Consider the following 21,325-nt stretch of genomic DNA (forward strand, 5'->3'; position numbering starts at 1 on the left):
AATGAAAGGATATACATTCAATGAAATTTTTGCTTGTAGTCGGATTTCTAAACAATTTATCGATTGAGAATGCAATGAGTGCAACGCTTAAGTTTACAATAAGAGGTCGCACTGAAAATTTAGTGCGGTAGTAGTTCTAGCGTTGCCTTTTGCTAGTGTCTGCGTTACTCAATTCCTGCTCTAGCCTCTGTTGGCGAAGATGAAACATACCCTTTCAGTTCTCGTAGAAGATGAGGCGGGTGTTCTTTCCCGCATATCTGGTTTATTTGCGCGTCGCGGCTTCAATATTGAAAGCCTTGCTGTTGGCCCTGCTGAACAAGGAGGAGTCTCTCGAATTACAATGGTTGTCCCTGGTGACGATCGCATTATCGAGCAACTCACCAAGCAACTGTACAAATTAGTCAATGTCTTGAAAGTCCAGGATATTACCGAAATTCCTTGTGTCGAGCGGGAATTGATGCTTTTGAAGGTGAATGCTAGTACCAGCAATCGCTCAGAAGTCATTGAACTGTCTCAAATTTTCCGGGCGCGAGTCGTGGATGTGGCAGAAGATTCTCTCACCTTAGAAGTTGTGGGAGATCCAGGTAAAATGGTAGCGATCGTGCAAGTTTTGCAAAAATTTGGTTTGAAAGAAATCGCCCGCACCGGCAAAATTGCCCTAACTCGTGAGTCTGGCGTCAATACCGAGTTACTCAAATCTTTGGAAGCAAAGGTTTAGTTGGGAATTTAAATCAAGGTTCAGAAATACTCAACAGCAAGCGCATAAATTAAACATAGCAGAAGTCATGGTAGCAGTTGTTACTATGACTTTATGCTTAGGGACTTCCAAATAAAAAAATATTCAATTAACTCTTGTGGGGTGGGCAACATGAGCGCCCTATAGACTGGGCGCTCATGTTGCCCACCCCACAAAATTGGATAATTTATTTCTTGGATAATAAAACAAAACTGTGTTCAGTAAGTTAATACCCGAAAAAATTTGGTATGTTACTCATGCTCAGACGTAAAAGCAGCCGTAAAATATCCTCAGTGGTTATGCTTGTGCTTGTTATATGCTTTACTCTGATAAGTGTGCGTTCATTTGGGCAAACAATTATGACATCAGCACCCCAACTGCTCACCGATCCATTTTTGCAACTGCCAACTGAAAACTCAGTGCGAGTAGTCTGGTTTACTGAGTTTGCTGGTGTTAATCACACAGTCTTCTATGGAGAAAATCTCAAACAAACTGCTAAAGCAAATATTACTAAACTCAGTCGCACGCGCGAAGACCAAAAGTCAAGAGTTGCTAACCAAACTAAAGACAGCCAAACCGATCAAAAACCCATCCAGCGTGACATTTGGCGACATGAAGCTGAGGTAACTGGGCTAACTCCTGGTTTACGGGTAAACTATCGCGTTACAAGTGTGCGAGAAGATGGCGAGAGTGTTAACAGTGATGTTTTTACCCTTACAGCTACTCCCAAACCCGATACGCCACTCAAAATTTTACTCACTTCAGATCATCAATTAAAGCCCATGACCTCTGCAAATCTGCAAAAGGTGGTAGAAACAATTGGCAGAGTTGATGGAGTGTGGTTTGCTGGTGATTTGGTTAATGTCAGCGATCGCGCCTCAGAATGGTTTGATGATAGTAGTGGTGGTGCATTGTTTCCCGGTTTACAAGGTCGTGCTAGTTATGACATGACTCACAATGGTGTTAAGACAACCTACATCGGTGGACAAATAATTCAACACGCACCCATGTTTACTTGCATTGGCAATCATGAGGTGATGGGGCGCTTTGCCAGAACAGAAAGTTTAGATGGTGAATTTGATGATACAATTCCCCGTGTTGTTGCTCAAAAAATCTACCAGGATAAATCTTTAATAGATAATTCTTTTAATACTAATACCTACGAAGAGATTTTCTCTTTACCAAAAAGTAAAGAGGGTGGAAAAAAGTATTATGCAGTCAGCTTTGGTGATGTGCGTTTGGTGGTACTCTACATTACGAATATGTGGCGGACTCCCAGCTTAGATGTCAAGCGTAGGGGTAGATATCAAGAAGCCGAAAAAGACTTAAATAATCCTGAGAATTGGGGCTATGGACAACTAATTTATGAGCCAGTTGCTAAAGGCAGCAAACAGTATAATTGGCTGGAGGCAGAACTCAACAGCGCGGAGTTTAAACAAGCGAAATACAAAGTTGTGATGTTCCATCATCCACCCCACACATTAGGTGATAATATAGTCCCTGCCTATACAGAACCAGTACAAATAATTGAACGGGATGGTAATAATATCAAAGCAGTCCGTTACGAATATCCTAAAGACGCAGATTATATTATTCGTGATGTTGTTCCAATACTTGAAGCCGCTAAAGTGCAATTAGTATTTTATGGGCATTCCCATCTATGGAATCGCTTTGTTAGTCAAAGTGGCATGCACTTTCTAGAAACATCCAATGTGGGTAATAGTTACGGTGCTGCTTGGGGTGACAGAAAACGAGAAGTACCAATTGGATATCAAGAGGATTATGTTAAGGTTGGCGATCCCAATGGATTAGAACCGATAGTGCCAACAATTGCCCCCTTGCTAGGCGAAGATGGAAAGCCGATGCCTTATATTGCAAGTAATGATATTACGGTTTTCAGTATCTTTGATACAGGGACAGGTACGATAAGTAGTTATCGTTTTGACACTCGCAAACCTGATTCAGAAGTATTGAAGTTTGATGAATTTAAATTGAACGCACTTCTAGAATAAAAGCAAACCCACAGTCATCAATTATTATGACCCAAGCTTTACCAAAAATAGTTACCTTTAACGACTTTATCGCATGGTATCCTGAAAATTCTGGGGTACGCTACGAACTGCACAATGGGGAAATTGTCGAAATGGCACAGCCTACAGGGAAGCATGAAAGAATAAAAGGATTTTCGGCTGCTGAATTAACTTTAGAGTTTAGACGATTAAATCTCCCCTACTTTATTCCCAATCAAGCAATAGTAAGACCACCCCAAAGAGAATCAGGTTATTTCCCAGATATATTAATCCTCAATGACACTGCTTTAGTTGATGAACCGCTTTGGGAAAAATCTTCTACTGTAACCAAGGGTACATCAATTCCTTTAGTTATTGAGGTGGTCAGTACAAATTGGCGCGATGATTACTATCTCAAACTTGCCGATTATGAGGAGATAGGCATTCCCGAATATTGGATTGTTGACTATGCAGCATTAGGAGCTAGAAAATTTATCGGTAGTCCTAAACAACCCACTTTTTCAATCTATCAGCTAATTGATGGGGAATACCAAGTCACTCAGTTTCGGGGTAGCGATAAAATTATATCTCCTACTTTCCCTGAGTTAATTTTGACGGCAGAACAAGTTTTTCATGCTGGTCAATAATTAAGTAAGTAAAATTGTCCCTCTCTGAATTAGAGAGGGACAGAATTGAACTTTAGTTCAAAGATGGGAAAAGTTCGTTAGAAATCACATTAATTGAACCTTATCTACTCGAAACTCCAACCGTTTGGCGTTCTCGCCGTGCGACTTCTGCACGTACTAAAGGAATGACATCACGCCCATAAGCGATCGCATCCTCTAGAGGATCAAAGCCGCGAATCAACAAGGTAGTCACACCTGCATCGTAATAATCAACCAAAGCTTCAGCTACTTGTTCTGGTGTACCCACTAGGGCTGTAGTGTTACCTGCCGCACCAGTAGCCGCTGCGATCGGTGTCCAGAGACGCTTATCGTAAACCTCATTTTTAGCTGCAAAATCCAGTAGGCGTTGTGACCCTACGGCTTGGGGTCTAGCTGGCGCAGCTACTTTCGCCCCTCCGCGCAACTCTTGAATTCGCGCTAAAATCTTATGTGCCTTCTCCCAAGCCTCTTGTTCTGTAGCACCAAGAATCGGTCGCAGGGAGACGCTAAAGCGAATCGAACGACCTGCTGGTAAGGCAGCACGAACCTCTGCGATTCGTTCTTTAACTGCGGCAATTGGCTCACCCCACAAGGCGTAGACATTACTGTGTTTGGCTCCTACCTGCACAGCTGGCCCAGATGCACCACCAAAGTAAAGGGGGATGTGGGGCTGTTGTAGCGGCTTGATTGCTGAGAAAGCATCTTTAATGCGATAAAATTCACCCTCATAATCAAAGGGAGTGTCGCTTGTCCAGACGCGACGAACAATTTCTAAATATTCATCGGTGCGGCGGTAGCGGCTATCATGATCTAGCCAGTCACCATCTTTTTGCTGGTCAGCATCACTGCCACCAGTAATAATATGTATTGCGATTCGACCGTTGGTAAAATGGTCAAGGGTAGCTGCCTTACGAGCTGCCAGAGTTGGTGCTACAAAACCCGGACGATGAGCAATCAAAAAGCCCAATCGCTCGGTTGCCGAAGCTGCAAAACTAGCAACAGTTAAACCATCAGGGCTACTAGAACTATAGCCAATCAGTACTTTATCAAAGCCTCCTTCTTCATGAGCTTTGGCAAATTCACGAACATAAGCCGGATCAATGATGTCATCGCCCAAACTACCTGGTGTACTATTTAATTCCGAAGCTGGCTTTGTCCGAATCAATCCAATAAATTCAACTGGCATAATTAATTCTCCTAAAAATGTTGAGGATTGGTTATTCCTAATCCCCAATCCCCATTACCCCTTATCCCCAATACCTAATCAAACAAATCTGGCTGCTCGTGGGTAATTTCATCCCATAAATACTGGAATCCACCCCAGCCTGCTTGGTGAGTACCGCCGCGTTGTTGGATATTTAAGGCGATGTCATGGTCAATCAGGATAGGTTTTCCTACGGATTCTGCTAGCAACTGTGCTTTAGCAGTATCCTCTAATCTGATGTACCACCAAGCAGCTTCATCTACGCTGTGTCCCACAGTCAATATGCCGTGGTTGCGTAAAATCGCAGCTTTGTTTTTGCCTAGTGCTTGAGCAATGCGTTTTCCTTCACTTGTCTCCAAGACAATGCCTGTAAAATCATCAAATAGAGCATGGTCTTGATAAAAAGCACAGGAATCTTGGGTAATCGGGTCGAGCAAGCGACCCAAAGATGACCAAGTTTTGCCATAAAAGGAATGGGCATGAGCCGCAGCGATAACGTCGGGGCGGGCTTCGTGGATTTGAGAGTGAATCGCAAATGCTGCTTGACTAACTTTGCCTTCACCTTGGACTACTTGACCTTCACTATTTACTAGTATTAAGTCAGATACGCGAATGCGGCTGAAATGTATCCCAAAGGGATTTACCCAAAAGTGATCGGTAAGTTCAGGATCGCGGGCAGTGATATGTCCTGCCAATCCTTGAGCAAAACCAAAACGCGCAAATACCCGAAAAGCTGCTGCCAAACGTTCTTGGCGATGACGACGCTCCGATTCAATAGAAACGAAGGTCGGTGGTTGGAAGGGATTGCTGGGACGGACGAGAGAAGTTTGCACCATAATTTTCAACTCCTACGTATGGATTGGCTAGATGCAGGGTGCTGCCTCATTGCTGGTGAAAGCGTCAAGGTTTATAAACACTGCTTCACCATTAAACTAGCGAGACAATAAAGGATTTATGGTTATTGCTTAGTGGCGATGTCTACGACGGGCTGCGCCTACGCAGTTTTTATCGCTGCAAATACGTATTGTTCAATCATGTCCAGTAGGCAATGCTACAAATAACTTTTGACAATAACCGTAAATACGTTACTAATTACTTGATGTCAGCTTTTAAACTACCTAGCGACAACAAATTTCTTAACTAGAGTAGTTATACTATCAAATAAACTACTACAACTCGACCGACTTACAGTAGTTTAAGTCTAAATGAATTTACCACAGTTCATTTAAATAAACAAGCTAAATCTTTAGCTACATCATCCCAATATTATTGCCGAAAAGCTCTTGTTTATACATTCAGTGAAGATAAAACTATTCTAAACTACACAGGTGCAAAGAGAAAAAACGAGATTTTCGTAGTCACTTTGAAAGTTAATTAGCTGAAACTTTTGATATTACTTAAGTGGGCGATACTGGAATTGAACCAGTGACCCCATCCGTGTGAAGGATGTGCGCTACCCCTGTGCTAATCGCCCAAGATTTCTAATTATATCATACACTTGCTCACATTAGCATTCTCTCTTTAAACGAGAAAGGACGAAAATCTCGTGCCTCCCGCGTTCTTCATATAAATCACCAAAACAGTGCTGTACATGGATAGCGGGGCGTTTAGCCCGTGCTGAGTAACGAGTGCTGAGTAAAAAGTTTATTTCCGCCGTGCTGTACTACGTATCTTTGCTCTGGGTGTGGGGTCACTGAAGATTCATTTCTTTAGTTTATCTAAAGTCGCATCTAAGTTAGCAAATTACCTTCCTAAGATAGAAGCAGCAACCATAAGTTGCCATACACGACTAACACCCAATTAACAGCTAGTGGCTGCGGAGAACATAAAAAATGGCTAAAACGCCAGAATCTTTAGACTTATCTACTTACGACTCTACAGACTTAGCTCTAGATCGTGATTGTACAACCTTATCTCGTCACGTCCTCCAGCAACTTCAGAGTTTTTCGCCAGATGCACAGGATTTAAGTGCGCTGATGAATCGCATCGCCCTTGCTGGCAAACTCGTTGCTCGTCGCATGAGTCGTGCTGGTTTAATGGAAGGCGTTCTCGGATTTACTGGGGAAGTTAATGTCCAAGGCGAATCCGTCAAAAAGATGGATGTCTATGCCAATGATGTATTTATCTCAGTGTTTAAGCAAAGCGGCTTAGTCTGTCGCCTGGCTTCTGAGGAAATGGAAAATCCCTATTACATCCCCGAAAATTGCCCCATTGGACGCTATACGCTGCTCTACGATCCAATTGATGGCTCATCCAACACTGATAATAATCTCAGTTTAGGTTCCATTTTTGCCATTCGCCAACAAGAAGGAACTGATAGCGATGGTAAGGCAACTGACCTGCTCACCAATGGACGTAAGCAGCTTGCTGCTGGATATATCCTGTATGGGCCTTGCACAATGCTGGTTTATACTATAGGTAAGGGCGTTCATTCCTTTGTTCTCGATCCCAGCTTAGGAGAGTTTATTCTCACAGAAGAAAATATTCGTATTCCTAAGCACGGTTCTGTTTACAGCGTGAATGAAGGTAACTTCTGGCAGTGGGAAGAATCGATTCGAGAATACATCCGCTACGTTCATCGTACAGAAGGCTACAGCGCTCGTTATAGCGGCGCAATGGTGAGCGACATCCATAGAATTTTGGTTCAAGGCGGCGTGTTTCTCTACCCCGGTACAATTCAAAATCCAGAAGGGAAATTGCGCTTGCTTTATGAAACTGCTCCTCTGGCCTTTTTGATTGAGCAAGCAGGCGGTCGTGCTACCACCGGACTAATGGATATCTTGGATGTAGTGCCGAAAAAACTGCATCAGCGCACGCCTTTAATTATTGGTAGCAAAGAGGATGTAGCAAAGGTGGAGTCTTTTATTCAAAACGGACATTAGTGTGAGAAGGCAGAAGACAGGAGAAAAAAAGCTTGTAAATTAATTAAATTTTTGAACTTTTTTCAACTGGATAGTTATTTTTGCCATGCGGGACTAGAAGATAGAGACAAAAGTATCAGGATGCGTCTAGCATCTGCCATTAATTAAACGTTAATCATGATGATTTAGGATTGGGAATGCAAAATAGCGCTTTTTAAAGATCAATTAAAGATTATCTCAGCTGGCCGATGCAATAAGTGATTGGCAACGCCACAATTCAAAAGTAACCATCAATATTTGATGGGTTTTGCCAACTTTACTTAGAAGCATCACTATACAGGAGTGAAATAAACTAGCTATGGCTACCAATCATCTACTAGAAATTAACCAATACGGTCAAAGTATCTGGCTGGATAATTTGACCCGTGACATTATTCAATCAGGTGAACTCAAAGAACTGGTTGAAAATCAAGGTATATCTGGGATTACTTCTAACCCAGCTATCTTTGAGAAAGCGATCGCTGGTAACGTTATTTATGATGCCGATATCGAAGCTGGAGTTCGGGCTAGCTTACCGACATACAAAATTTACGAATCGCTAGTTTTTGCAGATATCCGTAATGCCTGTGATATTTTACGCCCTGTTTATGAAGCCTCGGATAGACTAGATGGTTATGTGAGTATTGAAGTCCCGCCGACCATTGCCCATGATACTGAAGCAACCATAGCCGAAGCCAGACGCTATTTCCAAGAAATTGATCGGGAAAATCTGATGATTAAAATTCCCGGTACTGAACCTGGTTTGCCAGCAGTAGAACAGGTAATAGCCGAAGGGATGAATGTTAATATTACGCTACTGTTTTCTGTAGAAAGCTATGTAAACACAGCTTGGGCTTATATTCAGGGCTTAGAAAAACGGCTGGCTGAGGGTAAAGACATCAGTAGAATTGCTTCAGTCGCCAGTTTCTTCCTCAGCCGGATCGATAGCAACATTGACGCCAAAATTGATGCTAAGTTAAAAAAAGGCGTTGATGATATTGCAGTGGAAGCAAAGCTAAAAGCTGTCAAAGGGAAAGTTGCGATCGCTAACGCTAAGATTGCGTATCAGGAATACAAGAAAATCATTAGAAGCGAGCGTTGGCAAGAATTGGCAGCAAAAGGGGCTACACAACAACGCCTACTTTGGGCTAGCACCGGCACCAAAGACCCCAACTACAGAGATGTGATGTATATCGAAGAGTTGATTGGCCATGATACCGTCAACACCGTACCACCAGCGACCATTAAAGCTTGTGCCGATCATTGTAACGTAAGCGATCGCTTAGAAACAAATGTCGAAAATGCTTACACACTGATCGAAAACCTCAAAGATCCCGACATCAACATCGATCTCGATACCGTAATGGATGAACTCTTAGTCGAAGGTATCGACAAGTTTATCCAGCCCTTCCAGTCCTTGATGAACTCTTTAGAAGACAAGATCAAGGTATTGTCACCAGTGTAGGGACTAGTGACTGGGGACTGGGGACTGGTAAACAATTTTCCTAATACCCAATACCCAATACCCAGTCCCTAATCCCCAATCCAAAATCCAAAATCCAAAATCCAAAATTCCTATGGTTAGTCTGCTAGAAAATCCCTTGCGCGTTGGTCTGCAACAACAAGGGATGCCCGAACCCCAGATTATAGTTATCTTTGGCGCTTCTGGCGATCTCACCTGGCGCAAACTAGTGCCAGCACTTTACAAATTGCGGCGAGAACGGCGTATTCCCCCAGAAACCACCATTGTTGGCGTGGCACGTCGAGAATGGAGCCACGAGTACTTCCGCGAACAAATGCAAAAGGGCATGGAAGAAGCCCATCCTGATGTCGATTTAGGAGAACTCTGGCAAGATTTCTCTCAAGGTTTGTTCTACAGCCCTGGAGATATAGATAATCCCGAAGGTTACCAGAAACTAAAAAACTTATTGGGAGAATTAGACGAAAAACGGGGCACGCGAGGTAATCGCATGTTCTACCTCTCAGTTGCCCCCTCATTCTTTCCCGAAGCGATTAAGCAGCTAGGAAGCGCCGGGATGCTAGAAGATCCCTACAAACATCGTCTAGTAGTTGAAAAACCCTTTGGTCGAGACTTGGCTTCTGCCCAAAGTCTTAACCAAGTGGTACAGAAATATTGTAAAGAAAACCAAGTATACCGCATTGACCACTACTTAGGTAAAGAAACAGTCCAGAATTTGCTGGTGTTTCGCTTTGCCAATGCGATTTTTGAGCCGTTGTGGAATCGTCAATTTGTTGACCACGTGCAAATTACTGTAGCAGAAACCGTGGGAGTGGAAGACCGGGCTGGTTACTATGAAAGCGCCGGCGCACTACGGGATATGTTGCAAAATCACCTCATGCAACTTTACTGTCTAACGGCGATGGAAGCACCCAACGCAATGGATGCCGACAGCATCCGCACAGAAAAAGTGAAGGTACTCCAAGCTACTCGTTTAGCTGATGTTCACAATCTGTCCCGGTCAGCAGTACGCGGTCAGTACAGTGCTGGCTGGATGAAGGGTCAAGCAGCGCCAGGGTATCGGACAGAACCAGGTGTTAATCCTAACTCCACCACACCTACCTACGTCGCCATGAAGTTTTTGGTAGATAACTGGCGCTGGAAAGGTGTGCCTTTCTACTTGCGTACTGGCAAGCGGATGCCGAAAAAAGTCAGTGAGATTTCCATTCACTTCCGCGAAGTTCCATCTCGGATGTTCCAATCTGCCGCCCAACAAACAAACGCCAACATTTTGACGATGCGGATTCAGCCGAATGAAGGTATTTCCCTGCGTTTTGATGTGAAAATGCCGGGGGCAGAATTCCGCACCCGTTCTGTTGATATGGACTTTAGTTATGGTTCCTTTGGCATCCAAGCTACATCTGATGCCTATGATCGCTTATTCCTTGATTGTATGATGGGCGATCAAACTTTGTTCACCCGCGCAGATGAAGTAGAAGCAGCTTGGCAGGTAGTAACTCCAGCCCTTTCCGTTTGGGATGCACCCGCCGACGCCAATACTATTCCCCAGTACGAAGCCGGCACCTGGGAACCAGCAGAAGCAGAATTCTTAATTAACCAAGATGGCCGTCGCTGGCGCAGACTCTAAATATTAGTCATTAGTCATTAGTCACTAGTAACAACAAATGACAAATGACTAATGACCAATGATAAAATCCAAAATCCAAAATCCAAAATCCAAAACCTCCTATGGCTCCCCAAGCTTCTACAATTTTTTCACTTCAGGCGCCAAAAGATATTTCGCTTAACGAAATAGAAGCGGAACTTAATCAAATTTGGCAAAGTTACGGCATTACTGGCGAGGATGGCGGGCTTCCTGCTGCTACTCGGGCCACGACATTTACCTTAGTGGTTTACGAACCTGAAGAAACCCAATATCTTTTGGCTACTTTGGGATTTTACAACGGCCCGCTTGACGGGATTTTAGGGCCTCAAATGGAAGCTGCTTTGCGGCAAGTGCAGAAAAAATATGCACTGCCAGATACAGGAACAGCAACATCTGAAACCCTGGCTATCTTGAGAGAAGAATTCATCAAACGTCAAGGAAACGGAGCTACGGGAGATAATGGTTCTATTGAACTCCCCAGCTTAAATGCCCCAAGCCCCAGAATTGCCGATGAAATTGCCCTCCGCAATCCTTGTCGGATTATTGCCCTATTTCCCATTACTGGCGAAGATGAAGGGGTCAAGGCTCAAGTTTCTGCCTATTGTCCCATCCAAAAGCAATCGTCAAGTACACTAATCTGCTGCGAATACATAACTCTTAGTGGTACTGCTGCTGCCTTGGAACGCATCGGTGGTATGCTTCCAGCATTGTTGATTGGCGGCTTACCAAAGTTTCTTTGGTGGAAAGCAACACCAGTCCCCAACAATGCTCTATTTAAGCGGCTAGCAGCAGTCTGCAATAATGTGATTGTGGATTCTTGCCGTTTTAACGAACCAGAAAGTGATTTACTCCGCCTGCAAGAATTGGTGGATAGTGGAGTTCCCCTTGCTGACCTCAACTGGCGTCGCCTCTCAGCTTGGCAGGAATTGACAGCTGAAGCCTATGACTCACCTAACCGTCGGGCTGCCCTTCGGGAAGTTGACCGAGTAACTATTGATTACGAAAAAGGTAACCCCGCACAAGCATTGCTGTTTTTGGGTTGGCTAGCAAGTCGTCTAGCATGGCAGCCAGTTTCTTATCAAAAGGAAATCGGAGATTACGACATCACTCGCATTCACTTTATTGCCCAAGACCAACGACAAGTAGAAGCAGAATTAGCGGGTGTTCCTCTGGCTGATGTCGGCGAGATTGCTGGCGACTTGATTGCTTTGCGCCTCAGTTCGACCAATCCGAAGGCAGACTGTGGTACAGTGATTTGCTCGGAGACTGGTGGCTGTATGCGGATGGAAACCCACGGCGGTGCCCAATCTGCTGGTTTGTTTCAACAGGTGACTTCACTTTCAGAACAAAAGGCAGAAGCATTGCTGAGTCAGCAGGTGCAACGTTGGGGTCGCGAGTCACTTTTTGAAGAAAGTCTGGGAATTACAGCCAATATTTTCAAGTTGGCAACAAATAGCTAGTCTCACCTGGAAAGCATAAAAGTTACCAAAATTGCCCAAATCAAATACAACCCCAATACAGTTCAGATAGAGCAACAAAACACTTGTAGAGACAGCGATTTATCGCGTCTTCAATAGACCTGTTATCTACACCAATAACCCCTAATTGAACCGTATTGATACCAACCCTTCAGATTTTTGGATATTTCAATCATCTGGAGGGTTTTTCTATTTCACGGAACTGATATAAAACAATACTATTAACGTGAGTTCGATGAACCTCTCCCTCCCAATCTCCCTCTCCGAAACGGAAAGGGAGGAGCAACGAAAAATTAAGCTTTTTGCTCCCCTCTCCGACACGGAGAGGGGCTGGGGAGAGGTCAAATAAGACTTGTCGAACTCACGTTACTATTAAGTTTTTGCATTTTAGGCGATATTGAGCCTACATTGTATTGTTTGGTAAAAGTTTTTACTGAGTGAAGAATTACTATGAAACGTTCATTTCGTAAGTATCATCGGATCTTTGGCATCATCCTATCTGTGCCACTCATTTTAACTGTATTGACTGGGATGTTAGTAACGTTTGTTCGCGAGTGGTCTATTAGTATAGGAGTTCCAGCTAGATTCCTATTAGGTATCCATACAGGCGAAATTTTTCATCTTGAAGGAATCTACCCAATTTTGAACGGATTAGGAATTCTGGGATTGTTGGCAACAGGATTAAGTATGTCTGGTTTATTTGGTAAAAGAACTCGGCAAAATCCTAAGAATTAAACTAAGAAGCTAATGGCAAACGTATCTGAAAGCAGCTACCAATACTGACTTAACTGGTGACGGTAATATCTCCTCCATGAGTTTTAGCGATCGCATCGGCAATAGCTAATCCCAAAAGACCTATCCTTAATATAATCTTTGTGGGATAATCAAACAAGAATTAAGAAATATGTATATTGAATAATGACAAGTTCTCTGGCAAGAATTGAATCACATCAGCAAGAAGCAAAGCGATTAATCGGTATTGATTATGAGTAATTCTTAGTATTAGTAAGTTTAGCGGAAAAATGCCATTTAGAAAAACGCGCAGAAATCGAAAGGAATAAAACTCGTATTATTGCTCCTGGGGGTGGACGAAAACCGGAGATATCTTCATGCCTAAGGGATCTGCTTATGCCTAATTTATCTTAGACAAAAACCAATTTTTGAAATATTAGGTTTACTCTTTGACATCTCCAAAACAAAAGCTAATGACACATTTAATTATTGGGTAGAAATTTTAAGAGAAGTTTTACCAGCTTCTCAAATAGAAGAAGTAGAAAAAGATAGCAAAAAGTATCAAGATTTACGTAAAATACTTGGTGAATACGAATTAATTGTAGATAGCGCAGAGCAAGCCATAGAAAGTGACTCTAGCCATTTAAAATTTTATGCAGAGCGGTAAATCGCTTACTACGAACAAAAATTATGCTTAAATTTAACGATGTCTACCTACTTTTCTAACAACGATCGCTTTCAACCCATCAACCTATTTGAGTACGAAAAGCTAGCAAAAGAGCGTCTGCCTCAAACGACACTTGATTACTATAGCAGTGGTGCTTGGGACGAAATCACATTGCGAGACAATCGTGCTGCCTTTGAGCGAGTCAAGCTACGACCTCGGATATTGGTCGATGTGAGCGATCGCAATCTAACTACCTCCATTTTAGGACAACCCCTGCAACTACCTTTGTTAATTGCGCCGATGGCTTTTCAATGTCTAGCCCATCCAGACGGAGAAGTTGCCACAGCCCTAGCTGCTGCATCAGCTGGTGTAGGCATGGTATTAAGTACAATGGCAACAAAGAGTATTGAAGAAGTGGCGACTGCATGTAATCAGTTTCCAGATTCTCTGCGATGGTTCCAGCTTTACATTCATAAAGATCGGGGATTGACTCGTGCTTTGGTAGAAAAAGCCTATAAAGCAGGCTACAAAGCACTTTGTTTAACTGTAGATGCACCCGTTCTCGGACAGCGCGAGAGAGATAAACGTAATGAGTTTGCTTTACCCCAAGACTTACATCTGGCTAATCTTGCCACCATCTCAGGATTAGATATTTCCCATGAAAAAGGCGAATCTGGGTTATTTACCTATTTTGCCCAACAGCTAAATCCAGCAGTCACTTGGCATGATTTGGAATGGTTACAGTCTTTGTCTCCGTTACCCCTAGTCATCAAAGGAGTTTTACGGGGAGATGATGCTGTGCGGGCTGTAGAATATGGAGCCAAAGCAATTGTTGTTTCCAATCATGGCGGTAGACAACTTGATGGTGCGATCGCTTCTTTAGATGCCCTAGCTGAAATAGTAGCAGCAGTAGACGATAATGTAGAAGTGCTGTTGGATGGAGGCATTCGTAGAGGCACAGACATTCTTAAAGCTCTGGCATTAGGGGCAAAAGCAGTACTAATCGGACGACCTATTTTGTGGGGACTAGCCGTAGCAGGACAAATCGGCGTATCTCATATCATCTCACTGCTGCAAGATGAGTTAAATGTGGGAATGGCACTTAGTGGCTGTGCCAAAGTACAGGATATCGACCCTAGTTTATTGACCCTGCCAAGTCTTAAGCGGGAAAACTATTAAAACTGCTTGTTATTCCAGCAAAACTTTGAGAAATAATTTTTAGAGTTGTTACAAAATCACTTAATTAGTGTATACTAGTTAAGGTTAGATATAAGGGCGGGTGGCGGAATTGGTAGACGCACCACACTCAAAATGTGGCGGCCTTACGGTCATAGGAGTTCGATTCTCCTCCTGCCCACTACCAAACAATTGCTAAAGAGGTGAAAAAGCTTATGCGCCTGAAAAGATGGGAATCTCCCCGGAAAGAAGGTAGGAATGATAAAGGTAGAGGCGGTTCTGCCAGAAAGCGGCAACTCAAAAAACAAAGGCAAATGCTACGGCAAAGACTAAAGGAGAGTAACAAACCAGACAATAACAAAAACGAGAGAGCAGGGGGAGATAAGTTTATCTTCCCCTTGTTTTTTGGGCTTTTATCTAGGAACAAAATAAAATTTAGGGAAAGGATTTTCAACATAGAGAATAAATTCAATCTGTAATAGATTTGGAATCTATAGGAAAAAGTTATTTTACATCGTTTAAAATATACCAAATTTCAATTAAAGCTCTTAAGCGCATACTTACGTATCAAAATCCGTAGACTTGTCTGGTATTTTGCTTGGCGACGCAAGCATTCTGTGTAATAAATATTACTAAATAAAATACATATCTATAGAAATTTATTGGAATTATAATGTTTGTATGAACTAATCAAAAATTAATTATGAAGGAAGTATGAATTTTGTCACACTGCCCCTAAAATCCCTAACTTAAAACAGTAAGCTAGGACACAGCAGGAAAAAATTATAATATTACCGATTGAGTCAAAAGTATATTAAGAAGGCAATTGCATCTCCATGTGTTAATTTCCAACGATGACACAAGCCTACAAAAAGTCAGGAGTGATCCGATGCGAATTATTCAATATTCGGAATGGTGTATGTAATCTATGGATTTTTTTCTTGGACACAGGAGTTATTGATTGTGGCGAGAGTGCTTCTACCTACTAAAAAAGTGCTTGATTTTTCTATTACTGCTTTACGCTTTGATGAGCAAATACAAACAATATTGAAGTGGGCGAGTAGGCGTGAGAGCAAAAGTGTATATGTAGCAAATGTACACATGCTCATTGAAGCTCATTGGAATCAAGAGTTTGCTGCCATATTGCGAAATGCAGATATAGTTACTCCTGATGGTATGCCTTTGGTATGGATGATGCGGAAAATGGGAGCTATTTACCAAGACCGAGTAGCAGGGATGGATATTTTCTTAGCATTGTGTCAGCTAACTCAAACACAAAATATTAGTATTTTCTTTTTAGGTTCCCAAACAGAAATTCTTTCTAAGATGCGAAAAAAGTTAGAGCAGGAATTTCCGCAGGTGAAGATTGCGGCGATGGAACCTCTACCTTTTCGTCCCTTGACTGAAACTGAAGACGAAGCTTTGGTGAAAAAGATTAACTCTAGTGGTGCTAGTGCCGTCTTAGTGTCTCTGGGATGTCCTAAACAAGAAAATTGGATAGCTCAACATAAGGGGAAGATACAAGCTGTAATGATTGGACTGGGTGGAGTTTTCCCTGTTTATGCAGGAATTTACAAGCGGGCACCCCGCATAGTTAGAGACTTAGGGCTTGAATGGCTGTATCGATGTATTCAAGAACCACGCCGCCTTTTCAGTCGCTATGCTAAGACTATTCCACTCTTTATATGGCTGGCTACTAAGCAACTACTATCATCAAGTCGGATTGCGGCAGTCTTCCTTCACGAAACTGGGGAGTGAAGAAAAATGTGTGTTCCTGCTCAGGAGGAATAGACCTGAAATCATTATCAAGTGAAGCATATTTTAGATGCAGAGGAAATTGCGATCGCAGAATTTTGTGCTTTAATCCTAGCATCACCTTTATTTTAATTTTTAGCTCCTATTTTATAAATAATAAAACTTTCTTCTCTGCGTTCGCGCAGCGTGTCGCAGACAGACGCTACGCGACCATTTAGCAATTTATTTAACAACTCTTCTAGCTGTGATACTTTAGAGCAGAACACCAAAAAACTCAGATACCCGACTTCTTCAGGAAGTCGGGTATCTTGTATCTTTTCAAGCATAACTAAATTTTAAAATTTTTGGAAAGTGTAGAGACGTGATGAATTACGTCTCTACAAAAATTCTGTAAATCAAGCTAGTACTCTATTCTTTACCCCTTGCTCAGGGAATATCAAAAAGGTTTCGCTTGGTTCTCAAACAACTCATATCTTTTGCAAAAATGGAATCCACCCCATTTTAATTCCTTGATTTTCTGCAAAAAAATTATGAATTATTAGTCAATATTTTTTTTCACACTATCTTTCACGTCTTCAATTCCATGACGTACTTCGCTTTCAGCTTGCTTTGCTTTACCCTTTGCTTTATCTTCTGGATCTCCAGTGATATTTCCTAATGCTTCTTGGGCTTTACCTTCAACATTTTTAGCAGCAGCTTTTGCGCGATCTTCAATACTCATTTTGTACTCCTGATTTAATGGAAAGTTCATTCCAAAGCTGTATAAATCACTTTGAAATAAATCTTTTGTGATTACTTTTACACAGTAGCTTAAAGTTTTTGTTAAAGCCTTCCACCACAAGGCATATTAAATAATTCAAAATTCAAGATTCAAAATTCAAAATGAAGAAAAGTAATTGTAGTAGGCATCCTAGCTGTTAGCTGAATGTAAATTACAGCTAGAAAAGTTTAGTTATCTATGCTCAAAGACATAGAACAAGCAAATATACCAGTCTCTTAAAAATCGCGGCTACACAAACCCACACCTTTGGAAAACCCGGAGGGGAATCCGCCTAGGCGGACTCAAAGAGTTTGAAACCCACAGAGGTGCATAAAGTCTCGTATAGTTGGGAATTCCGACTGTTGGTCAATTCTCGATGGGTTTGACCCCTCACCCCTAAAACCTTGGTTTGGCGTTGCTTTCCCGCCCTGAAATAAATTTCGGGCTAATAGCTCAAGTCCGTTTCAACGGACTCCAATCAGGGAAATCAAGAGCAATAGATAATGATGGGTTAGACTCCCTATTAATTCCAACAGTCTCATTCCATTCGCCAGGGCAAGGTGTGTTTTTACCATACTCAGTCCTGAATGCCTTTTGTGGCGAGGTCTTTCAACTCACCACGGGCTAAACCTTAGCTATCCGCTAACGGAACTCAGCACTTTTCATAAAAGTGAGATACTCGCAACAAGTGCAAATATCGTAATCTCTACTCTCGACTCTATTAACTAAAAAAACCCAGTTTCGTATAGCAACTGGGTTGATAAAGCTATGAAGATATTTTTGTCTAATCTAGAAAACCCATCAGGCTTTCAGAATTGTCAATCTCATTTGGTGCTATGGGACGATTCCCAAAGGTGGAATAACTGTCAGAAATTACCAATGTACTTGAAGCAATTGGACGAATCCCAGAGAGATTTATGCTTTCGACTACTTGAAATGTATTAGCACCAATTGGACGAATACCCATTGAGTTATAGGTTTCAACTACTTCCAAGGTACTAGTGCTAACAGGACGCACCCCAGCAATTGAGAGGTGTTCAGCAACTTCTAGGTCGCTAGCGCCTATTGGACGAATTCCAGAAATGGCGAGTGTTCCAGAAGCTCCCACTGGCAGTTCATTAACTTCCTCGACTTTATCAGCATTCAAGCTCTGGTCTTGTTGATTTTCAACTCCCTCTGTAGTTTCCCCTGAAGACTTGGCATTGTTTTGCCGAGAACTGATTGCTTTGCCAGCGCTGCTAATAGCCATAAACGAAGACCTCTGGTTTGTTAATTGAATTTTACAATAATTAAGGAAAGATGAAATTTTTTCCCATATACCTTAGAGTTTAACCTTAAAAAACCTCACATAGATATAAGAATCTTTAAAACTAATACATAAGTAAATTTAAATTAATAAGTTTTGCAAATAAATATTACTATTTATTTGCTCTAATAAGCCAGCTACAATAGATACAGGGCGGAATCGTCACTATGAGATAGGGTATTTCCAGCAAAACTGTATGACAGAATTTTGTCTTCAAGCTCCCTTTAGTCCCACAGGCGATCAACCACAAGCGATCGCCCAACTTACTGCGAGTATCCAAGATGGTAATCGTTACCAAACTTTACTAGGAGCCACTGGAACTGGCAAGACATTTTCGGTAGCAGCAGTTATTGAGAAAATTGGCAAGCCTACTTTAGTTCTGGCGCATAACAAAACCTTGGCTGCACAGCTTTGTAACGAGTTGCGGGATTTCTTTCCCAACAACGCAGTCGAGTATTTTGTCAGCTACTACGATTACTATCAGCCAGAAGCGTACATTCCCGTTACCGATACTTATATTGAAAAAACGGCAGCGATTAATGATGAAATAGATATGTTGCGGCATTCAGCGACGCGATCGCTGTTTGAACGCCGTGATGTCATTGTCGTTGCTTCCATCAGCTGCATCTACGGTTTAGGAATGCCAGCAGAATATTTGAAAGCTGCCATCCCCCTTCAGATAGGTATGGAAGTAAATCAACGCCAAATTTTACGAGATTTGGCAAATGTTCAATATAGCCGCAACGACATCGAAATGGGTCGAGGAAAATTCCGCGTCCGTGGTGATGTTTTAGAAATTGGCCCAGCCTATGAAGACCGAATTATTCGTGTAGAATTCTTTGGTGATGAAATAGACGCAATTCGCTATATAGATCCAGTGACAGGTGAAATTCTCAAAAGCTTGGAAGCGGTAAATATCTACCCCGCGCGTCACTTTGTGACTCCAGAAGAACGATTAGAAGTAGCTTGTCATGATATTGCCGCTGAATTAAAACAGCAAAAACTAGACTTAGAACAAGCTGGCAAATTATTAGAAGCGCAACGCATAGATCAACGTACACGCTATGACCTAGAAATGCTGCGTGAAGTAGGTTACTGCAACGGAGTTGAGAACTATTCCCGTCACTTAGCAGGAAGACAAGGTGGAGATCCACCAGAATGTTTAATTGATTATTTTCCAAAAGATTGGCTATTAATTATCGATGAATCTCACGTTACCGTACCCCAAATTCGTGGTATGTATAACGGCGACCAAGCGAGAAAAAAAGTTTTAATCGATCATGGATTTCGCCTTCCTAGCGCGGCTGATAATCGTCCTTTGAAAGCAGAAGAATTTTGGCAAAAGGTAAATCAGTGTATTTTTGTTTCCGCAACTCCCGGAAATTGGGAAATAGAAGTTTCTGAAGACAATGTAGTTGAGCAAGTGATTAGACCAACTGGGGTGGTCGATCCAGAAATTTCCGTGCGTCCCACAGAAGGACAAATTGATGATTTGTTAGGCGAAATTAAAGATAGAGCCGATCGTCATGAACGAGTGTTAATTACTACGTTAACCAAACGCATGGCGGAAGATTTAACCGAATATTTGCAAGACCACGGTATAAGGGTACGGTATTTACATTCCGAGATTACTTCTATTGAACGCATTGAAATTTTGCAGAACTTGCGCGAGGGGAAATTTGATGTTTTGGTTGGTGTGAATTTGCTGCGGGAAGGTTTAGATTTACCCGAAGTTTCCTTAGTAGCAATTATGGATGCAGATAAAGAAGGTTTTTTGAGAACCGAGCGTTCCTTAATTCAAACTATTGGCAGAGCCGCGCGTCATGTCCAGGGACAAGCGATTTTGTATGCCGATAATATGACAGGTAGCATGATTAAAGCTATTGATGAAACGGATAGGCGGCGTGGTATTCAAACAGCACATAATCGACTGCATGGAATTACGCCACAACCAATTGTGAAAAAATCAAGTAATGCGATTTTGGCTTTTTTAGATGTATCTCGGCGGTTAAATGCAACTGACTTGAAAGTTGTAGATGAACATCTAGATGAATTGCCATTAGAACAGATTCCAGGGTTGATTACTCTGTTAGAAGCACAGATGAAAGAGGCGGCGAAGAAACTAGAATTTGAAGAGGCTGGGAAATTGCGCGATCGCATTAAACATCTGCGGGATAAAATGTTAGGACATTAACGTGAATCTTCTGCTGACCATATTCGCCTAATAATTATGAATTACGTTTAGTCGCAGGCGTGGTACAACTCCGGCGTTAGCCTAATGCCTTATTTTCTAGGTTAGTCTCATTTTCAATGAATTCAAAAAATTGCGAAATCTGTTCAGTTGAGCGAATGTGATAAACACTTTTAGTACTTCGAGTCTGCTCGATATACTCACGATATTTTGGGGTCAAATATTTGTGACATAACCAAAGTATGCGGTAGCTAGTAAGCGAACTCTTAAATATTGAACTCTTTTCCGGCCAGCCTTCTGGTGGTTTAAAACGGCCTGTAATTAGTCGTTTAGTCACCCACCAGAAATGCACATATAGCGGTAGATCGATAAAAATTAGAGTATCCGCCTCGTTCAGTCTCAGCCAGACAGTTTCTATGGAACCAAACCCGTCAATAATCCAACGCTCAGTAGCCAAAATTTTCTCATGGGTGTGCTTATATTCTTCCTGTGGAACCTCAATACTGCCTGATTGATATTGATCTTGTTTAAGGCGTGAAGTGGTAAACCAGTGATTTCCGATAATCTTTTGCTTAGAGTTGATTTACCGCCTCCAGTATTGCCAAACACCGCTACTTTTTT

The 21,325-nt window shown here is 42.1% G+C and carries 18 protein-coding genes and 2 tRNA genes; 13 read left to right on the forward strand and 7 right to left on the reverse strand.

The window, feature by feature from the left end; translation table 11 throughout:
- Positions 1–199: 199 nt before the first annotated feature.
- From ilvN to V7L31_RS22350, 3 genes are all read left to right on the forward strand, one after another.
- A complete protein-coding gene (gene ilvN, locus V7L31_RS22340) occupies positions 200–718 on the forward strand; it encodes an acetolactate synthase small subunit (protein WP_179064652.1) in 519 nt (172 codons plus the stop codon).
- 377 nt (positions 719–1,095) lie between these two features.
- Positions 1,096–2,748, forward strand: coding sequence for a metallophosphoesterase family protein (locus V7L31_RS22345; protein WP_334698293.1), 1,653 nt, complete (start codon positions 1,096–1,098; stop codon positions 2,746–2,748).
- A 26-nt stretch (positions 2,749–2,774) separates the two neighbouring features.
- Positions 2,775–3,392 (forward strand): Uma2 family endonuclease, encoded by a 618-nt coding sequence (locus V7L31_RS22350; protein ID WP_334698294.1) that lies wholly within the window; start codon positions 2,775–2,777, stop codon positions 3,390–3,392.
- Between the two features lie 100 nt (positions 3,393–3,492).
- On the opposite strand, the gene V7L31_RS22355 is transcribed toward V7L31_RS22350, so the two are convergent.
- The 3 genes from V7L31_RS22355 to V7L31_RS22365 all read right to left on the reverse strand — a co-directional run bounded on the left by V7L31_RS22355 (position 3,493) and on the right by V7L31_RS22365 (position 6,088).
- A complete protein-coding gene (locus tag V7L31_RS22355; protein ID WP_334698295.1) occupies positions 3,493–4,596 on the reverse strand; it encodes an LLM class flavin-dependent oxidoreductase in 1,104 nt (367 codons plus the stop codon).
- Positions 4,597–4,670: 74 nt separating this feature from the next.
- Positions 4,671–5,450 carry a class II aldolase/adducin family protein gene (locus tag V7L31_RS22360; protein ID WP_334698296.1) on the reverse strand — a complete coding sequence of 260 codons (780 nt, stop codon included), beginning with the start codon at positions 5,448–5,450 and terminating at the stop codon, positions 4,671–4,673.
- A 566-nt stretch (positions 5,451–6,016) separates the two neighbouring features.
- Positions 6,017–6,088, reverse strand: a tRNA-Val gene (locus V7L31_RS22365).
- A 358-nt stretch (positions 6,089–6,446) separates the two neighbouring features.
- Here V7L31_RS22365 and fbp point away from each other — a divergent pair.
- The 9 genes from fbp to V7L31_RS22410 all read left to right on the forward strand — a co-directional run bounded on the left by fbp (position 6,447) and on the right by V7L31_RS22410 (position 16,450).
- Positions 6,447–7,496, forward strand: a complete 1,050-nt coding sequence (fbp, locus tag V7L31_RS22370; RefSeq protein WP_334698297.1) for a class 1 fructose-bisphosphatase — start codon at positions 6,447–6,449, stop codon at positions 7,494–7,496.
- Between the two features lie 337 nt (positions 7,497–7,833).
- Complete coding sequence (gene tal / locus V7L31_RS22375; protein WP_334698298.1) at positions 7,834–8,979, forward strand: transaldolase; 1,146 nt, start codon at positions 7,834–7,836, stop codon at positions 8,977–8,979.
- 112 nt (positions 8,980–9,091) lie between these two features.
- Complete coding sequence (gene zwf / locus V7L31_RS22380) at positions 9,092–10,621, forward strand: glucose-6-phosphate dehydrogenase (RefSeq protein ID WP_334698299.1); 1,530 nt, start codon at positions 9,092–9,094, stop codon at positions 10,619–10,621.
- Between the two features lie 101 nt (positions 10,622–10,722).
- Entirely contained in the window at positions 10,723–12,099 is a 1,377-nt protein-coding gene (gene opcA / locus V7L31_RS22385; RefSeq protein WP_334698300.1) for a glucose-6-phosphate dehydrogenase assembly protein OpcA, read from the forward strand.
- Positions 12,100–12,567: 468 nt separating this feature from the next.
- Positions 12,568–12,852, forward strand: coding sequence for a peptidase (locus V7L31_RS22390; protein WP_334698301.1), 285 nt, complete (start codon positions 12,568–12,570; stop codon positions 12,850–12,852).
- Positions 12,853–13,252: 400 nt separating this feature from the next.
- Entirely contained in the window at positions 13,253–13,516 is a 264-nt protein-coding gene (locus V7L31_RS32690) for a helix-turn-helix domain-containing protein (protein WP_442944472.1), read from the forward strand.
- Positions 13,517–13,555: 39 nt separating this feature from the next.
- Entirely contained in the window at positions 13,556–14,695 is a 1,140-nt protein-coding gene (locus tag V7L31_RS22395) for an alpha-hydroxy acid oxidase (protein ID WP_334698302.1), read from the forward strand.
- Between the two features lie 94 nt (positions 14,696–14,789).
- A tRNA-Leu gene (locus tag V7L31_RS22400) sits at positions 14,790–14,873 on the forward strand.
- Positions 14,874–15,652: 779 nt separating this feature from the next.
- The gene (locus tag V7L31_RS22410) at positions 15,653–16,450 is read left to right on the forward strand and encodes a WecB/TagA/CpsF family glycosyltransferase (RefSeq protein ID WP_334698343.1); all 798 of its coding nucleotides are present in this window, start codon (positions 15,653–15,655) and stop codon (positions 16,448–16,450) included.
- 125 nt (positions 16,451–16,575) lie between these two features.
- On the opposite strand, the gene V7L31_RS22415 is transcribed toward V7L31_RS22410, so the two are convergent.
- The 3 genes from V7L31_RS22415 to V7L31_RS22425 all read right to left on the reverse strand — a co-directional run bounded on the left by V7L31_RS22415 (position 16,576) and on the right by V7L31_RS22425 (position 18,456).
- A complete protein-coding gene (locus V7L31_RS22415) occupies positions 16,576–16,773 on the reverse strand; it encodes a hypothetical protein (protein ID WP_334698304.1) in 198 nt (65 codons plus the stop codon).
- A 212-nt stretch (positions 16,774–16,985) separates the two neighbouring features.
- The gene (locus tag V7L31_RS22420) at positions 16,986–17,168 is read right to left on the reverse strand and encodes a CsbD family protein (protein ID WP_179063932.1); all 183 of its coding nucleotides are present in this window, start codon (positions 17,166–17,168) and stop codon (positions 16,986–16,988) included.
- An 823-nt stretch (positions 17,169–17,991) separates the two neighbouring features.
- A complete protein-coding gene (locus V7L31_RS22425; RefSeq protein WP_334698305.1) occupies positions 17,992–18,456 on the reverse strand; it encodes a hypothetical protein in 465 nt (154 codons plus the stop codon).
- A gap of 253 nt (positions 18,457–18,709) precedes the next feature.
- Here V7L31_RS22425 and uvrB point away from each other — a divergent pair, with 253 nt between their 5' ends.
- Entirely contained in the window at positions 18,710–20,707 is a 1,998-nt protein-coding gene (gene uvrB / locus V7L31_RS22430; RefSeq protein WP_334698306.1) for an excinuclease ABC subunit UvrB, read from the forward strand.
- A 76-nt stretch (positions 20,708–20,783) separates the two neighbouring features.
- Here the strand turns inward: uvrB and V7L31_RS22435 are convergent, their stop codons facing one another.
- Positions 20,784–21,161 (reverse strand): hypothetical protein, encoded by a 378-nt coding sequence (locus tag V7L31_RS22435; protein ID WP_334698307.1) that lies wholly within the window; start codon positions 21,159–21,161, stop codon positions 20,784–20,786.
- Positions 21,162–21,325: the final 164 nt, after the last annotated feature.

Source organism: Nostoc sp. (genome assembly GCF_036916655.1).
Lineage (GTDB): Bacteria > Cyanobacteriota > Cyanobacteriia > Cyanobacteriales > Nostocaceae > Nostoc.

Bases quoted from the DNA above. Each gene is read 5' to 3' on its own strand.
- V7L31_RS22345 (WP_334698293.1), top strand. From the start codon at position 1,096: ATGACATCAGCACCCCAACTGCTCACCGATCCATTTTTGCAACTGCCA.
- zwf (WP_334698299.1), top strand. From the start codon at position 9,092: ATGGTTAGTCTGCTAGAAAATCCCTTGCGCGTTGGTCTGCAACAACAA.
- uvrB (WP_334698306.1), top strand. From the start codon at position 18,710: ATGACAGAATTTTGTCTTCAAGCTCCCTTTAGTCCCACAGGCGATCAA.
- V7L31_RS22415 (WP_334698304.1), bottom strand. From the start codon at position 16,773: ATGCTTGAAAAGATACAAGATACCCGACTTCCTGAAGAAGTCGGGTAT.
- V7L31_RS22395 (WP_334698302.1), top strand. From the start codon at position 13,556: ATGTCTACCTACTTTTCTAACAACGATCGCTTTCAACCCATCAACCTA.
- V7L31_RS22360 (WP_334698296.1), bottom strand. From the start codon at position 5,450: ATGGTGCAAACTTCTCTCGTCCGTCCCAGCAATCCCTTCCAACCACCG.
- ilvN (WP_179064652.1), top strand. From the start codon at position 200: ATGAAACATACCCTTTCAGTTCTCGTAGAAGATGAGGCGGGTGTTCTT.
- tal (WP_334698298.1), top strand. From the start codon at position 7,834: ATGGCTACCAATCATCTACTAGAAATTAACCAATACGGTCAAAGTATC.
- V7L31_RS22350 (WP_334698294.1), top strand. From the start codon at position 2,775: ATGACCCAAGCTTTACCAAAAATAGTTACCTTTAACGACTTTATCGCA.
- V7L31_RS22425 (WP_334698305.1), bottom strand. From the start codon at position 18,456: ATGGCTATTAGCAGCGCTGGCAAAGCAATCAGTTCTCGGCAAAACAAT.
- fbp (WP_334698297.1), top strand. From the start codon at position 6,447: ATGGCTAAAACGCCAGAATCTTTAGACTTATCTACTTACGACTCTACA.
- V7L31_RS22390 (WP_334698301.1), top strand. From the start codon at position 12,568: ATGAAACGTTCATTTCGTAAGTATCATCGGATCTTTGGCATCATCCTA.
- V7L31_RS22355 (WP_334698295.1), bottom strand. From the start codon at position 4,596: ATGCCAGTTGAATTTATTGGATTGATTCGGACAAAGCCAGCTTCGGAA.
- V7L31_RS22420 (WP_179063932.1), bottom strand. From the start codon at position 17,168: ATGAGTATTGAAGATCGCGCAAAAGCTGCTGCTAAAAATGTTGAAGGT.
- opcA (WP_334698300.1), top strand. From the start codon at position 10,723: ATGGCTCCCCAAGCTTCTACAATTTTTTCACTTCAGGCGCCAAAAGAT.